General features: G+C 29.5%; 18 protein-coding genes. 4 read left to right on the top strand and 14 right to left on the bottom strand.

The genetic code is table 11. The features are described from left to right. Window positions 1-34 precede the first annotated feature (34 nt). The gene (locus tag AC5SLW_RS04135) at window positions 35-1,048 is read left to right on the top strand and encodes an MBL fold metallo-hydrolase (protein ID WP_006996665.1); all 1,014 of its coding nucleotides are present in this window, start codon (window positions 35-37) and stop codon (window positions 1,046-1,048) included. Window positions 1,049-1,057: 9 nt separating this feature from the next. Here AC5SLW_RS04135 and AC5SLW_RS04140 read toward each other — a convergent pair whose 3' ends face one another. The 10 genes from AC5SLW_RS04140 to AC5SLW_RS04185 all read right to left on the bottom strand — a co-directional run bounded on the left by AC5SLW_RS04140 (window position 1,058) and on the right by AC5SLW_RS04185 (window position 9,706). Further along, window positions 1,058-1,483: a SprT-like family protein gene (locus AC5SLW_RS04140; RefSeq protein ID WP_494574689.1), complete on the bottom strand. Its 426-nt coding sequence runs from the start codon at window positions 1,481-1,483 to the stop codon at window positions 1,058-1,060. A 138-nt stretch (window positions 1,484-1,621) separates the two neighbouring features. After that, window positions 1,622-1,990, bottom strand: a complete 369-nt coding sequence (locus AC5SLW_RS04145) for a TlpA family protein disulfide reductase (RefSeq protein ID WP_006996663.1) — start codon at window positions 1,988-1,990, stop codon at window positions 1,622-1,624. A 44-nt stretch (window positions 1,991-2,034) separates the two neighbouring features. Further along, a complete protein-coding gene (locus AC5SLW_RS04150; RefSeq protein WP_006996662.1) occupies window positions 2,035-2,982 on the bottom strand; it encodes a DMT family transporter in 948 nt (315 codons plus the stop codon). Continuing rightward, a complete protein-coding gene (locus tag AC5SLW_RS04155) occupies window positions 2,952-3,269 on the bottom strand; it encodes an AzlD domain-containing protein (RefSeq protein WP_006996661.1) in 318 nt (105 codons plus the stop codon). Before AC5SLW_RS04155 ends, AC5SLW_RS04150 begins: the two co-directional genes overlap by 31 nt. Beyond that, window positions 3,269-3,967: an AzlC family ABC transporter permease gene (locus AC5SLW_RS04160; RefSeq protein ID WP_027307051.1), complete on the bottom strand. Its 699-nt coding sequence runs from the start codon at window positions 3,965-3,967 to the stop codon at window positions 3,269-3,271. The genes AC5SLW_RS04155 and AC5SLW_RS04160 overlap by 1 nt, the downstream gene beginning before the upstream one ends. 19 nt (window positions 3,968-3,986) lie before the next feature. Further along, entirely contained in the window at window positions 3,987-5,045 is a 1,059-nt protein-coding gene (locus tag AC5SLW_RS04165) for an ABC transporter ATP-binding protein (protein WP_020169555.1), read from the bottom strand. A gap of 4 nt (window positions 5,046-5,049) precedes the next feature. Continuing rightward, the gene (locus AC5SLW_RS04170; RefSeq protein WP_494574692.1) at window positions 5,050-6,666 is read right to left on the bottom strand and encodes an ABC transporter permease; all 1,617 of its coding nucleotides are present in this window, start codon (window positions 6,664-6,666) and stop codon (window positions 5,050-5,052) included. A gap of 74 nt (window positions 6,667-6,740) precedes the next feature. Further along, window positions 6,741-7,760 carry a Fe(3+) ABC transporter substrate-binding protein gene (locus tag AC5SLW_RS04175; protein WP_011282242.1) on the bottom strand — a complete coding sequence of 340 codons (1,020 nt, stop codon included), beginning with the start codon at window positions 7,758-7,760 and terminating at the stop codon, window positions 6,741-6,743. Between the two features lie 435 nt (window positions 7,761-8,195). Further along, entirely contained in the window at window positions 8,196-9,473 is a 1,278-nt protein-coding gene (aceA, locus tag AC5SLW_RS04180; RefSeq protein ID WP_018414279.1) for an isocitrate lyase, read from the bottom strand. Window positions 9,474-9,538: 65 nt separating this feature from the next. Further along, window positions 9,539-9,706, bottom strand: a complete 168-nt coding sequence (locus AC5SLW_RS04185; RefSeq protein WP_018414280.1) for a hypothetical protein — start codon at window positions 9,704-9,706, stop codon at window positions 9,539-9,541. Window positions 9,707-9,817: 111 nt separating this feature from the next. Between AC5SLW_RS04185 and AC5SLW_RS04190 the strand changes: the two genes are divergently transcribed. After that, window positions 9,818-11,251: an XRE family transcriptional regulator gene (locus AC5SLW_RS04190; protein WP_018414281.1), complete on the top strand. Its 1,434-nt coding sequence runs from the start codon at window positions 9,818-9,820 to the stop codon at window positions 11,249-11,251. Here AC5SLW_RS04190 and AC5SLW_RS04195 read toward each other — a convergent pair whose 3' ends face one another. Genes AC5SLW_RS04195 through folE form a run of 3 tightly spaced genes read right to left on the bottom strand, consistent with a single transcriptional unit; the run spans window position 11,252 to window position 13,772 of the window. Next, window positions 11,252-12,142 (bottom strand): LysR family transcriptional regulator, encoded by an 891-nt coding sequence (locus AC5SLW_RS04195; protein ID WP_494574696.1) that lies wholly within the window; start codon window positions 12,140-12,142, stop codon window positions 11,252-11,254. It abuts the gene before it with no gap. Then, window positions 12,142-13,143, bottom strand: coding sequence for an oxidoreductase (locus AC5SLW_RS04200; RefSeq protein WP_494574698.1), 1,002 nt, complete (start codon window positions 13,141-13,143; stop codon window positions 12,142-12,144). The genes AC5SLW_RS04195 and AC5SLW_RS04200 overlap by 1 nt, the downstream gene beginning before the upstream one ends. Before the next feature lie 20 nt (window positions 13,144-13,163). After that, window positions 13,164-13,772 (bottom strand): GTP cyclohydrolase I FolE, encoded by a 609-nt coding sequence (gene folE / locus AC5SLW_RS04205; protein WP_011282248.1) that lies wholly within the window; start codon window positions 13,770-13,772, stop codon window positions 13,164-13,166. Window positions 13,773-13,849: 77 nt separating this feature from the next. Between folE and hisI the strand changes: the two genes are divergently transcribed. Further along, window positions 13,850-14,317: a phosphoribosyl-AMP cyclohydrolase gene (gene hisI, locus AC5SLW_RS04210; protein ID WP_041185798.1), complete on the top strand. Its 468-nt coding sequence runs from the start codon at window positions 13,850-13,852 to the stop codon at window positions 14,315-14,317. After that, window positions 14,318-14,692, top strand: a complete 375-nt coding sequence (locus AC5SLW_RS04215) for a DUF2237 family protein (RefSeq protein ID WP_018414286.1) — start codon at window positions 14,318-14,320, stop codon at window positions 14,690-14,692. A gap of 5 nt (window positions 14,693-14,697) precedes the next feature. On the opposite strand, the gene AC5SLW_RS04220 is transcribed toward AC5SLW_RS04215, so the two are convergent. Further along, window positions 14,698-15,669 (bottom strand): hypothetical protein, encoded by a 972-nt coding sequence (locus AC5SLW_RS04220; protein WP_494574701.1) that lies wholly within the window; start codon window positions 15,667-15,669, stop codon window positions 14,698-14,700. Between the last annotated feature and the right edge of the window lie 45 nt (window positions 15,670-15,714).

Consider the following 15,714-nt stretch of genomic DNA (forward strand, 5'->3'; position numbering starts at 1 on the left):
TCAACTACCCTCAATAAAATGATATTGTAAATCAATGTTATTTCGACAATTATTTGATAAAGTCTCAAGCACATTTACATACCTAATAGCTTCTGCAAAAGGAAGAGAGGCCTTAATCATTGATCCAGTGTTAGAAAATGTTGAACAATATATTAAGCTTCTTAAAGAACTAGATTTAAAGTTAGTAAAAGTTATTGATACTCATATCCATGCTGACCATATCTCAGGTATTGCCGAACTAAGAGATAAAACGAATTGCGTTACAGTAATGGGTGACAAAACCCCTGCTGATGTGGTTGCAATGCAAGTTGCCGATGAAGAGACAATTAAAATTGATGGCTTAGAATTACAGGCAATTTATACCCCAGGTCACACCATAGAAAGTTTTAGCTTCTTAATGAATGATAGGGTTTTCACTGGAGATGCATTATTAATTAGAGGAACCGGTAGAACAGATTTTCAAAATGGAAATGCAAGAGATTCGTATAATTCTATTTTTAATAAACTTTTAAAACTTCCAGATGAAACATTAATTTACCCTGCTCATGATTATAAAGGAGAGATGGTCAGTACCATAATAGAAGAAAAAAAATTCAACCCAAGACTGCAGGTAAGTTCTGCAGATCAATATATCGAAATTATGAATAATTTAAATTTGCCTAATCCAAGTATGATGGATGTTGCAGTTCCTAGTAATTTACAATTAGGAATAGATTTTAATAGACAAAAAGTAAATAACGGTGTCGAACCAGAAAAATTTAATGAAATTAAAAATGATGCTCAGTCAATTTTAATTGATCTTAGAGAGCAAAATGAAATAGATAAAGATGGTATGATTAAAAATAGTACAGTGGTTCGTTTTCCAGAAATTAACGAGTATCTACAACAAAACAAAAATACTTTAAAAGATAAAAGAATTTTATTTTATTGCGCACATGGTCATAGATCAACTCTAGCAGTTCAATTATCAAAATCTTATCAATTTACCAATTGTTTTCACTTAATTGGTGGTCTTAAGAATTGGAAAAAAGAAGGTTTAGATTTATAAAATTAGAATTTAATAACTTAACTTTAAATTTAATCTTTTAAATTTATTTCTAAAACTAAAAAATAATTTATTATGATTACCAGTATCTTTTTTAATTGTTTGTTGCCATAAGTGAACCATTTCATGTGACAAGGTATTTAAAAATTCCATTTTATTTTTATATTTAGGCATCATCTCAAGTACAAATTTATTTGTACCTTTTCTATAAGAGATAAATTCAACACATTGCCCTGATCCTCTTACTATTCTTTTAATCATTACATCATTAAAAGGGTTGAGTTTATTATTAAATAAAGATTTATTAAAAATCTTAAAGTAATTTCTAATGTCTTTAAAATTAGTAGTATATTTTTTTTCTGTTTCTATTGTGTCTCTAAGTATTCTTTTTTTTGTTCTTACAATGTAGCTATCTTTAACAATTTTCTTTTTTTTCATTTTTATAGAGTGTGTAAATAAGTGTTATTAAATGGGTATAATTTCTGATTATCTACTACTAAAACTGTAATATACAAGATAATAAAATCTTTAAAATACGATTATTTTTAACTTTACTATGTTGATGTTGTTTAAAAATTAAAGAGATTTTATAGCAGAATAAATTTTGTCTTTATTCATTTGACCAATGCTTCTATAGACCTCTTTGTTATTTTGGTAAATTACAATTGTTGTCCAATAGTCAATTCCTAGCTGTTTTGCAATAGTCTTATGCTTTTCTTGCTCGAAGCTTAAAAAGAGGATGTCCTCGAAATCTTTTTCAGCTTGATTTAGGATCTTAATTTGAGCCTTACAGGTTGTGCATGTTTCATTCCAAGAATTTATAACAACTATTTTTCCATCAAGTTGCGCTTTTTCAAAAATTTCATTATTAAAAGTAGTACTTTTATCTACAGCAAATGAGTTAAATGAAATCAGTGTAAAAATTATGATGAATATTTTTTTCATAGTCTTAATGTATAAGATATATAGTTAATTAACAACTCATTGTTTTATTTTATAACCCCAATTTGTTTCTGTCTCGATATGATAATTAAACCACTAATTATAATAATTAATGCTCCAATATAACTATTAGTCGAAGGAACTTCATCAAATAAAAAATATCCATAAATAATGCCCCATAAAATCACTGAATATCTAAAAGTTGATGTAACAGACACAAGTGCAATCTTGATAGTTGCAATTGAAAAAATATAACCCATTGCTAAAAAAAAAGCAGAAATAAATAAAATAAAAATATCTTTTAACGTAAAATCATAAAATTTGTAAATACTTAATATTCCAAAAAAAATAGTCACAACAAAACATGTCATAAATGCAGTTTGAAGACTGTGATAATCTTTTTTAAAATTTTTTGTGTACATGTCTCTAATTGAAAGCATGATTGCTGCTAAGATTGGAAATATAAAATAATAACCAAACTCTAATTTCCCTGGATTAACAACTACTACCACTCCAATAAAACCTAAAATTACAGCACTCCATCTTCTCCATCTTACTTTTTCATTCATAAAGATTGCCCCAAATGCAGTTAAGATAATTGGTGCCATACTTAATAGAATATAAACTTTTGCAAACGGTAGTAAGGCAATACCAATAAAAAAAAATAATGCGGCTAAAGATTCAAGAAGCCCTCTTATCTTTAGTTCTGTCGAAGAAAAAATTAACTTAAAATTTAATTGTTTTTTTATGTAAAGAAATAATACTATAAATAGTAGTGTAAAAGTCCCTCTTATAAAAATTATTTGATTTAAAACAAATATTTCATCGAAATGTTCATATATGTTTTTTACAAAAGCATCATTTGTTGCAAATGAAAACTGACATAAAAGCATATAAAGTATGCCCAATAACTCATTGTTAATTTTAACTTTAGGAAACATTTTGTGAGTAAATATAGGCTTTTTTATTGGTAATATACAAAAATCAAGAACCAATATGAGGCAAGTCCAACAAGAATAGTTACAATAATACTTCTACTAAAATATCCAATAATTATCGCAATTATAGCTGCTAGTATCTTGGGATTACTATCAATATCTATAGATCCTGTGGCATCAAGAAATATAGGAGGGAATATTATTGCCGGAAAAATGGCTGATGGAACGTAAGACAAAACTTTTTTTGTCTTTTCGTTTAGAATATCTTTTTTTAAGAAAAAAATCATAGAAAATCTAGTTAGGTAAGTCAAAATTCCACAATAAATAATTGTCGTCCAATGCATTACTTTTTCTTCCGGTCAATTAATGTGATTATAGTAGCAACCGATAAAGCTGACAGTGTTGCTATAATAATGTAAGCTTGAAATGGTATTGTATTATACCCAACAGTAGCAACAATTCCTGAGACTAACATTACAATAATATTTTTATACTTTCTAAAATCATCAATTAACAAAGCTAAAAATGTTAAAGAAATAGTAAAACTTAAACCTAACTCTTCAGGTACTACCGATCCAAGAACTATACCTAAAATTGTTGATATCTGCCAAATAGTCCAACAGGTAAAACCAGCTCCTAATAAATGGTAGTGTTTAAATTTATTTTCTTTATTTTTTTTAAAATAAATATTTGAAACAGCAAATGCTTGATCAATTAATACATAGGATAATATAATTTTCCATCTCAGTTTTAAGTGAGAAAGATATTCAGAAAAAACCGCACCATATAGTAAATGTCTAGAGTTTACTGCGGTAACTGATGTGATTGTAACTAATGATGATGCACCGCCAGAGAATAATTGTAATAAAACAATTTGAGAAGCTCCACCAAAAATTATAATAGACATACCAAATGTCATATAGGCACTCAAACCCACTTCCATTCCAATAACGCCGTATATAATTCCAAACGGAACTACCGGTATCATTAAAGGGCTTACATCAATAATCCCCTTGGACAATGTTTTAAATCTTTTATTCATTTTAATTTAGGATTTTGTATTAGAAACAAACTATATGATCAATATTAATTGGTCTCTTTATACCAAATTTTTCGTCAACTTCATGCTGATGAATATGATGTGAATGAACAAAAACAGGTACTAATCTATTACTTGCAGTTTTAAGAGTATAGATAAAATTTGTTCCTCTAAATTTTCTATCCACAACTTCTAATTTTAAATTACTTTTGTCATCATGCTCAAGATCCTCAGGCTGTAATAAAAGCTGAACTTCAGATCCTTTTGGATAATGTTTTATAAAATCTCCAGTTATTGTTCCAAGATCATCATTTTCTAAACTATTTTCACCTGTAACTTTTGCTGGGATTAAGATCCCTCGATTTAGAAAATTAACCACCTCTATTGAGTTTGGAAAATGGTAAACATTATATGGGTCATCATATTGCTTAAGTTGACCATCTAAAATTATTCCACATTTAGTTCCCAAATAAAAAGCTTCATAAGAGTCGTGTGTTACAATAATTGTTGTAATCTTATGCTCTGTTAAAATTTGCTTTAATTTAACCTGTATTTCTTCTTTAAAGTTCTGATCTACATTTGAAAGAGGCTCGTCTAATAACAATAAATCAGGATTAGATAACAAAGACCTTGCTAATGAGGCTCTTTGAGCTTCTCCAGAACTTATCTGGTGTGGGTATTTATCAACAATGTGCTCGATATGAAGAAGCTTATTTATTTCATTTAAATTTAAACCTTTCTTCTTCTTTTTATTTCTATCTGCACCAAATTTTATATTTTCTAAAACTGTATAATGGGGAAAAAGGGAATTGTCCTGAAACCCCATAGAAATATTTCTATTTTCAGGTTCAATATGAGTATTATCAGATGACAAAATTTTATTTTTTAAGATAATTTTCCCAGACTGTACTTTTTCTAAACCTGCAATTGTTCTAAGTATAGTAGTTTTACCAATACCAGATGGTCCTAACAAACAAACAATGTCTCCTTGATTTTCAATCGTTAGAGAAACATTGTTCACTTTACTTTGTGCACTTGCTGCAAATGTTACATTATTTATTTCTAAGAAATTTTTTGTCATAAGTTTAATCTTTAAGGATATATCTAGATGTAATTAAAATAAAGCAACTTGCAATAAGTATAAGCAGTAATGATGGCGCTGCTGCAGCTTCAAGTAAATCTTGGGAAGCATAAATATACGCTTTTGTTGCAAAGGTTTCAAAGTTAAATGGTCTCATAATCAAGGTAATCGGTAATTCCTTGATTATTTCAATTGTTAACAAAATACCTATTAATAAAACTGAATTCTTTAAATAAGGAAGGTGAATATTTCTAAATGTTTTAAATTTTGAATAACCAAGAAGATATGCGCTCTCATCTATAGAATAATTAATTTTTAGATAGCCAGATTTAATTCCGTTATTAGCTAAGGAATAAAATCTTATAAAATAAATTATAACCAATCCTAAAATAGATCCAATGAAAATAGATTTTATCGATTCTGTTCCAAGGTAATTAATCATATTAAGATCTAGCCATGAAATAAATGTTATAAAAGCAACAGCTAAAATAATTCCAGGTATTGCATATCCGGAAATAGAAAATGTATTTAATGCTTCTAAAAATTTACTTTTTGAAACTCTGTTTCCATAGTTTGAAATAAAGGCTAATAATATTAATAAGCAACACGATAAAAAAACTAACAACATTGTATTTGAGAATAATTCAATTAAATTTAAATCTAAAAAGTGTTTTGGAAAAATAATTGTCCAATATAACATTTGAAAAACTGGAAATAAAAAGCTTAAGAAAAATACTAACGTACAAAATAAAAACGCTAAAATTGATTTATAATTATATAAATGAACTACAGATTTTGATTTAAACCCTCCTTTTGATGATGTGTGATATTGAGCTTTTTTTCTAGATAGATTTTCTATAACAAAAAGTCCAAGTATAAAAATTAACAAGTAAGATGATAACCTGTTTGCTAAAGTAAGATCGTCAAAAGATATCCATGCATTATAAATACCTGTTGTTAAAGTCGACACTCCAAAAAATGAAACAGAACCAAAATCTGATAAGGTCTCCATTGCAACCAAAGAAAGGCCAGCAACTATTGCAGGTCTTGCTGAAGGTAAGATTATCTTAAAAAATGATTTTTGCTTAGAAAAGCCAAGGTTTTTACCAAGTTCTATTAAGTTTTGTGACTGATAATGAAATGATGCTCTAGTTAATACGTAAATATAACCAAATAACGAAAATGATATTGAAATTATTGCGCCTAACATTCCATCAAACTTTGGAATATGAGCGTTGTAATTTCCCTCGCCCAATAAGTTTTTTAAAATTGAAAAAGCCGTTCCATAGTTTTCAAAAAAAGCAGTTAATGAATATGCATAAATATAGGCTGGTACTGCAAAAGATAGGATTAAAGCCCATTTAAAGAAATTAACACCAGGAAATTTATAAAATGAAACTAAATAAGCACAACCAACTCCTATAATAAAAGTTAAGGTTAAAACACCTGTCAAAAGTATTAATGAATTATAAATATAATCTAAAAGAAAAGTATTTTTTAAAACTGTTACATAGCCTCCAGTTGTTTCAAAGAAACTACTGAATACAGTTATAATGGGTACAGCTACAATTATGGATATGACAAAAGAACTAAAATACCAAATGTTAATCTTATTACCCATTTTTTAACAACGCACTAATAACATCAAGCAGGGTAATTAACTTAATATTAAAAGCGCGCTGTGTTATAACCTCTTTATTTCCACTTCGCGTTAAGCATTATCTCTAATGCGATAGCTTGATTTTTTCCGTAATTAGCTACTTTAGTTTTAAGGTCTTGTTTAAAATTAAACCCCATTTGTGTAATTAATCCATGAGGCTCAACACCTTCAATCATTGGATATTCATACGTATTATTAACAATATGTTGTTGAGCATCTTTAGTTAATAAAAACTCTAACAGTTTAATTGCGTTATCTTTATTTGGAGCATATTTTAATATTCCACCTCCACTAATATTCATATGTGTTCCTCTATCACCCTGATTTGGGAAAAATGGTAATACTTTTTTTGCAGCCTCTTGTTGCTCTGCACCTTTACTACCAGAAAGCATAAGTGCGTAATAATAAGTATTTGCAACAGCAATATCAGCTTCGCCAGCTGCTACAGCTAAAATCTGAGCTCTATCATTTCCCTTTGAGTCTCTAGCCATATTCTTAACCAAATTTTCTGCCCAAATAGTAGTTCTCTCTTTTCCATTATTATCTATTAATGAAGCTACTAGAGATTGATTATAAATATTATTAGATTGTCTTATAACAATTCTACCTTTCCACTTAGGATCAGCAAGACCTTCATAAGTCAATCCATTAAGATCATTGTCACTTACTCTCTCTGGAGAGTAATAAATTATTCGTGCTCTTTTAGCTATTCCTGTCCAATTTTTAGATCTAAAGTTTGCCGGTACTGCAGATTTAATTGCTGGCGACATAGAGTTTTGAAACATCCCTTTTAAATCGAAAAGTCCTAACTTTCCAGCATCAGCTGTAATATAAAGATCAGCTTTTGAATCTTTTCCTTCTTCTATAATTCTTTTTTGAAGAGATTTATCTTTGCCGGATATGACATTCACTTTAATTCCAGTTTGAGATGTAAATTTATTGTAAAGCTGGATATCTGAATCGTAATGTCTTGCACTAAAAACATTAACTTCATTAGCTAATGTCATGCTTTTAAAAAAACTCAAGGTTAATATAATAAGTATAATTTTTTTCATTTTTTCCTTTATTTTTTACCCTTGATTAGTTTAGAATGCTTATTATTAACATTGCGAATGATTATCAATCGCATTTATTGACGCATTTTACAACGATTAATTACGTTAATATCAGGATAAGCAAATTACTAAGAAAAGACATGAATACAAGGAACCCTATAAAGAAATTACAGTACATTATTGAAACAGTGCGGTTTCTAACTCTTCTTTTTCTTACAAAAGGCTTGTCATCAAGATCTGAAACGTCTCTTTCCCCAATTACTTGATAATCATATGACCAACGCCATATAGAGCTACCAAAACGTTCATCTTGATTATTGTAGAATATTATCCAAGCAACAATATATCTATGAGAAAAATAAAGAATAATTAAAAGTAAACTACTTATAAGCATCCAAATATTTAATCACATTTAGAAAGCTTATTAAAGAATAATTAAAACTGTTCAGATTCTGTGGAGCCTGCCATAGCTGTTGTAGAGCTTTTTCCACTACTTATAGTATTTGAAACTGCATCAAAGTAAGAAGTTCCTACTTCTCTTTGATGTTTAACACTTGTGTAACCATCCTTCTCTCTAGCAAATTCAAGCTCTTGGATTTTAGAATAAGCAGTCATGCCTTCTGTTTTATACTTTTCTGCAAGTTCAAAAATTGCAATATTTTGCGTATGAAATCCTGCAAGCGTAATGAACTGAAACTTATAACCCATCTCACTAATTTTTTGTTGAAATGTTGAGATCTCAGCATCTGATAAATGCTTTTTCCAATTGAACGAGGGTGAACAGTTGTAAGCTAATAATTTACCAGGAAACTTTTCATGAATTGCATCGGCAAACTTTTTTGCTTCTTCAAGGTTTGGCGTTGCAGTTTCACACCAAATTAAATCTGAATAAGGTGCGTAAGCTAAACCTCTTGAGATAGCCTGCTCAATTCCATGCTTAACATAATAAAAACCTTCAGGAGATCTTTCTCCAGTTAAAAATGGTTTATCATTTTCATCAAAATCATTTGTAATTAATTTTGCAGCATTTGCATCTGTTCTTGCTAAAATTATTAAAGGTACCTCTGCAATATCTGCAGCAAGTCTTGCTGCTTTTAAATTTTTAATCATTGTACTAGTTGGAACTAAAACTTTTCCACCCATGTGACCACATTTTTTTTCACTAGCTAATTGATCTTCAAAGTGAACTCCAGCAGCTCCAGCTTTAATAAATTTTTTTGTTAATTCAAAAACATTTAATGGGCCACCAAATCCTGCTTCTCCATCTGCAATAATAGGTAACATATAATCTGTTCTATCTTTTGATTTCATATCACCATCTTGTAATTCCATATGTTGAATTTGATCTGCTCTGATTAAAGCATTGTTCATTGACTCAACTAATTTTGGGGCACTATCATATGGATATAAAGATTGATCAGGATACATTTCACCAGCAGTATTTGCATCAGCTGCTACTTGCCATCCACTTAAATAAATTGCTTTTAATCCAGCTTTAGCATGTTGAATAGCGTGATTTCCAGAAAGTGATCCTAATGTATTAATATAATTTTCTGAATTTAACAGATCCCATAATTTTTTAGATTGATGCTTACACATCGAATATTCAATTTTGATAGAACCTCTTAATCGCTCTACTTCTTCTGGAGTGTAGTCTTTTTTAATTCCCGAAAATCTTTTTAAATCGTATGAAACTTTAGCTTCTGAGCTCATAGGTAGTTCTTTCTAGGTTATGTATTAAGAAAATTAAATCGTGTATAAATTAACGGTAAGAGGACTTATTTTTTTTCACTAAATTCTTGAGTGAATTCATTCATCCCACTTGAACCCCAATCACAATGATCGTCTCTTAGGTAAATACCTGATTGACTAAATTGATTCTGATTGTTGTTTTCGTTAATTTCTCTTTGATTTTCTTGATTTTTATTTGTATTTTTATTGTTCATGTAAACTTTATAATTTACTAAATTTACAAAATCTAATTAAATCGTTAAAAACCTTGTAAAACAAAGAAACTTATTGTAAATTTAAATTTACAAAATTTACAAACAGAACTTATGAGTCAAATTGATTTAAAAATTGGTCCTAAAATAAAGGCTTTTAGAAGACAGTTAGGACTACAAGCAAACAAACTTTCAGAGGATCTTGGTATTTCTCCAAGTTATTTAAACTTAATTGAAAGTGGAAAAAGAAAAATAGATGGTGATTTGCTACTTAAGGTTTGTGAAAAATTAAATATCCAACTCTCAGACTTAACATCAAAATCTGATGTTAACTTAGAAAATACTATTTCAGAAATTCTAGATGATAAATTATTTGAAGATCTGGATATTCTTGGTCCCGAAGTTAAAGACCTTGTTGGTACAAATCCTAAGATCGGTAGAGCTCTTGTGAGATTGGGAGATATTCTTAAAAAGAAAGATCACGAACTAATTAATAAAATAGAAAAAATTTCAGGGAAAATAGTCGATAATAGAAAAAACTCTTTTCCTGGTGAGGTAATATCTGACTTTCTTCAAGAACACAAAAACTATTTTCCAAAATTAGAAGAGTTTGCAGATAAAGTTTTTGATAAAATTCAAAAAAATAATAGAACAAGATATATTGCCTTATGTGAATATTTAGATAAAGAATATTCAATTACAGTTAAAGATATTTTACCAGAAGAAGGAAAGCCTTTTTCTAAAATCTATAATAAAAATAAAAAAGAACTTTTATTAAGTGATTATAGTTCTTTAGAAACAAAAAAGCTGCATGCAGCTGCACAAATAGCACAAGAAGGTGCAATGAAAGATATTGATAATTATCTATCAAAATTTTCTTTTCCCTCAGAAGAGTCTAAAAAGTTAACTAAGGTTGCTTTATTAAATTATTGTGGTGCAGCAATTTTAATGCCCTACAAATCTTTTCATGCTGAATGTAAAAAATTAAAATATGACTTAGAGTTATTACAAAATACATTTGCAACTTCTTTTGAACAAGTTGCTCACCGTGTGACATGCTTACAAGATCCAAAATTACCTGGAATTCCTTTTCATATGCTAAGAGTTGACATGGCAGGAAATATCTCAAAAAGATTTTCATTATCAGGAATTGATATACCAAGGTATGGGGGTGCATGTCCTAGATGGAATGTTTATTCAGCTTTTACAAGACCTGGGGTAATTCAAGCAGCTGTTAGTAAAATGACTAACGGTGAAAAATATGTTTGTATAGCAAGAACTGTGGAGAAAGGTGTAGGACGTTTTGGTCGATCAAAAAGCATACTATCAATTGGTCTTGGTTGTGACGCAAAATATGCAAAAGACTTTGTCTATACTGAAAACATTAATGTAAGTGATAAAACGTCAGAGATCCCTATTGGTGTGTCTTGTAGAACTTGTGATAGACTAGACTGTTCCCAAAGAGCCTTTCCACCTTTACACAAAAAGTTTGATGTAGATATCAATTCTAGAGGTGTTTCAGTTTATGTTAATGATAAGTCTAGTTAATTAAGACTTCCAATCACCAATTTTACTAAACAAAAAGTTCCTAAAAGCGGTTATTCTTGCTGTGTTTTTAAGTGATTGAGGATAGACAAAGTGAGCCTCTGTTATAGGTCCTTCTGAATTGGGAAGTACTTTTATTATATTATTTGAATTTGAAACTAAATACTCTGGAAGTGCTGCAAGACCTACACCAGCTTCAACTGCTAAAAGTAAACCCATAACACTATTAACTTTCATTACTGGTTTTCTTTTTTTACCATCTTTAATTCCAAGTTTTAAAGCCCAATCTGGATCATAGACAGGAGATGGTGCTCCTTTTCCAAATGAAATGAATTTATGTTTATTAAGGTCTGAAATAGTTTTAGGCATCCCATGTTTTTCTAAATATTTATTAGAACCATAAATATAATATTTTAAATCCACTAATTTTTTTTGAATATAATTAAGCTGCTTAGGTCTTCTCATGAAAATACCTATATCTGCCTGTCTCGTACTTAAATCTAACTCCCTATCTTCAAAAATTAATTCAATTTCTATTTCAGGATTTAAAGTCATAAATTCTTGAATACGAGGTGTTAACCAGTGGGTACCAAAACTTCTAACTGTTGTAATGGTTAATTTACCAGTTGGTTTATTTTTTTGATCTCCCAAAGTAGATTCAACTTCTTTTAATTTACTAATTACATCATGAGCTGTTTTAAATAAATATTCACCATTTTCAGTTAATGTAAGACCTCTTGCGTGTCTTTCAAAGAGTTGTACTTTAAGATCTTGTTCTAAAGATTGAATTTGTCTGCTAATTGCTGACTGACTTAAGTTTAGGTTTATTGTTGCGTTAGTAAAGCTTCCCGCTTCTGCAACTGCGTGAAATATTTTTAATTTATCCCAATCCATTATTTATTAAGGTCAACAATATATCGTCCTGATGTCTCACCTTTTAGCATTTTCGGATATATGTCTATTAAATCTTCTAAGCTTACTGTTTTAATTGATTTTTCTAATTGTTCGAAATCAATTAGACTTTTAACTTCACCCCAAACAAACTCTCTTCTTTTAATCGATGCTGTAACAGAATTAATTCCCCAAAGTTTAACCCCTCTAATAATAAAAGGCATAACTGTTGTATTTAATTTATAATCAGAGGCGTTTCCACAGGCTGCAACAATTCCATTGTCTCTTGTTTGTGCAAGCGCATTAGCAAGTATCTTTCCACCAACAGTATCAACAACACCGTCCCATAAACCTTTGTCTAATGGTCTAGCGTCTTTATCTAAATCTGCTTTATTTATTATATTTTTAGTGCCTAATGATCTTAAATATTTTTCATTTTCTGCCTTTCCAGTAACAGCTGTAACATCATAACCAAATTTATTTAAAATCATCACTGCAATACTTCCAACACCACCGGATGCACCAGTAACTAAAACATCTTTTACTTTTTCACCTAACAAAAGTTCTTCTCTAGCTTTGATTGCAAAAGAACATAACAATGCTGTTAATCCAGCAGTCCCTAAGATCATTGCTTGTTTAGATGAGATATCTTTTGGTTTTTTAACTAAGTAATCTCCATTAACTTTAGCAAACTGAGAATAGCCACCAAAGTAAATTTCGCCAACTCTCCAACCTGTAAGGATTACTTCATCCCCTTTTATAAATTTAGAATTATCACTTTCTAAAACAGTGCCTGCGAAATCAATTCCTGGGATATGTGGAAATTCTTTTACTAATTTTGCCCCATTATTTAAAATAAGTGCATCTTTATAGTTTAAGTCTGAATAATCTACTTGAACAAGTACATCGCCATGTTTTAAAAATGATTTATCTATTGATTTTACTTCTCGTGTAAAATTTTCACTTTCTTGATTGACAACTAGTGCTTTAAAATTATCTGACATGCTTTTCCTCCTTAAGAAGGTTACTTACTAATAAATCTCAAATATCTATTCTGAACACTTAAATCTTTTTTAAATTCCCCTAAGAAATAATTTGTAACCGTTGTTGCATTTTCTTTTTTAATACCTCTCATCGTCATACATTGGTGTGCTGCATCAATTGTAACTGCAACTCCTTTTGCATCTAATGAAGTCATTAAAGCTTGAGCAACCTGCATTGTTAATCTTTCTTGTGTCTGTAATCTTTTTGAAAAAACTTCTACTACTCTTGCAAGTTTACTTAAACCTACAACTCTTTCATTTGGAATATAAGCAACATGTGCTGTACCAACTATTGGTGCCATATGATGTTCACAATGACTTGATACTGAAATATTTTTTTCAACAACCATGTCATCATAACCTTCAACATCGCCGAAAGTTTTCTCTAAAATTTTTTCAGCATCTTCAGTGTATCCACCAAAATATTCTTTAAATGCTTTAACAACTCTTTTTGGAGTTTCTAATAACCCTTCTCTACTAGGGTCTTCACCCATCCAAGTTAAAATAGTTTTAAAAGCCTCTTCAGCTTCTTTGTCAGAAACTTTTTTGGTATCTAAAATCTTGCTATCTGTGTCTTCGACTAATTTCATAAGGCAACTTTATACAGTAAATCATTGTTTTTAAAATATTTAATATATCTAACAATATGCTACATAATTACCTAATTATGTTTAAAAAAAGAGAAAATATAGTTGAAATCGAAGAGGGCAAACTCCTTTCACCAAAATTTGATAATGATGGATTAATTCCAGTTATTACAATGTGTTCAAAAACTAAAGATGTTTTGATGCATGGTTACATGAATGTTGAAGCTTTTAAAAAAACCATTGAGACTAAAGAAGCTCATTATTTTAGTAGATCTAGACAGCAAATTTGGCACAAAGGCAAAACTAGTGGCTTTACTCAAAAAGTAACTGAAATTAGAATTGATGATGATCAAGACTCTATTTGGTTAACGGTTGATATTGGAGATGGTTCAAGCTGTCATGTTGGTTATAGATCGTGTTTCTATAGATCAATTCCACTCGGCCCAATTGAAAATGGTAGAGAAATTGAAATGAAATTTGAAGAAAAAGAAAAATCATTTGATCCAGAGGTTGTCTACAAAGGCCAACCTAATCCTACAAAAATTTAAATGAGTGACAATCAAAAAAATGTTCTAGGTGAGGATCTAGAAGAATGCTCTAACGATCCTTTAACAGGGTGGTATAGAGATGGCTGTTGTAGTACAGATGAAAATGATCACGGCGTTCATACGGTTTGTGCAAAAGTTACAACAGAATTTTTAGAGTGGTGTAAAGAAGCTGGGAATGATTTAATAACTCCTCATCCTGAATTTGGGTTTCCAGGTCTAAAAGCTGGAGATGGTTGGTGTGTATGTGCTAGTTGGTATGCAAGAGCTGCTGATGCTGGAAAACCATGCCCTGTTTATTTAAAAAGAACACATGAAAAAACTTTAAAACTTGTTTCAATGGAGGTTTTAAAGAAAAATGCTATTGATTTATCTTAATTAATTTAATTATCTTTCATTAAACTTAAATTATAAATACGTGTAGAAAATTTAGATAAGTTGTTTAGGGTATTTTTTTGTACGTCTAATATTTTTTTTTGGTGAACTCCTGTTATAGAATAATGTTTTTTACTATCTATTGTTAAAAATTTTTGTTTTAATAATATATTTAATTTTCTAATAACTGTAGCTCTTGGGATACCTGTAATATCTGAGATAGACATTGCGTTAACACCTACTTCATCCTTTTGCTCAGCAAAGAAGTACTTTTCTAAGTAAAATTCTTTATTCATTTCACTATTATCATTTTTTTTTGAGTGCAAAGCGTGATTGACTAAACAAATGCCATGAATATGAAAGGATTCTAGATCGCCATAAACTTTTTTATATCCTAATAACATAGGCATTTGCATTTCATAATAAAGTTTCCAAACAAATGAAAAATATTCCTTGCTTGTTTCTGTTAAACGTTCACTGCTGAATGGTTCTGATATTATCCCTTCTTCAACACATATATTTGAAAGAGTTGATAAAAATCTCGTCATTCTTTTTATTGTTTCTTCAGGTTTAATGCTTGGCCAAGTGTTTCTATCAATTATAATCTTTCTATTTACTCTTTTTATTACACCGATTTCTTCTAATTCATTAATTTTTCTTCTAGTAGTTTCTTTTGGTATATTAAGTGATTTGGATATCTCTATTACATTTATTGTTTCTATTTCAACCTCATTTTGATCAAAATACTCCTCATAATTTAACTTCACAAAATTCTTTGAATAAGCTTCAAATGTGTTCATTAATAAATGCATAATGATCATAAATTTTTCATAATCATGAAAAGTTCTGTAAACATTATTAACCCAAGCTAATTGTAGTGGTACCCAAACAGGCATTATCGAAACAAAGTTTTTCTCAATTACTTCTAGTATATCCTCACTGTGGATTTGCTTTGATACTTCGGGTAATAATTTCTTCATAAAATTATATTTCCACCCAAAATGGACATGATTTAAGCAAGAGTC

It is taken from the genome of Candidatus Pelagibacter sp. PS_40 (assembly GCF_059417765.1).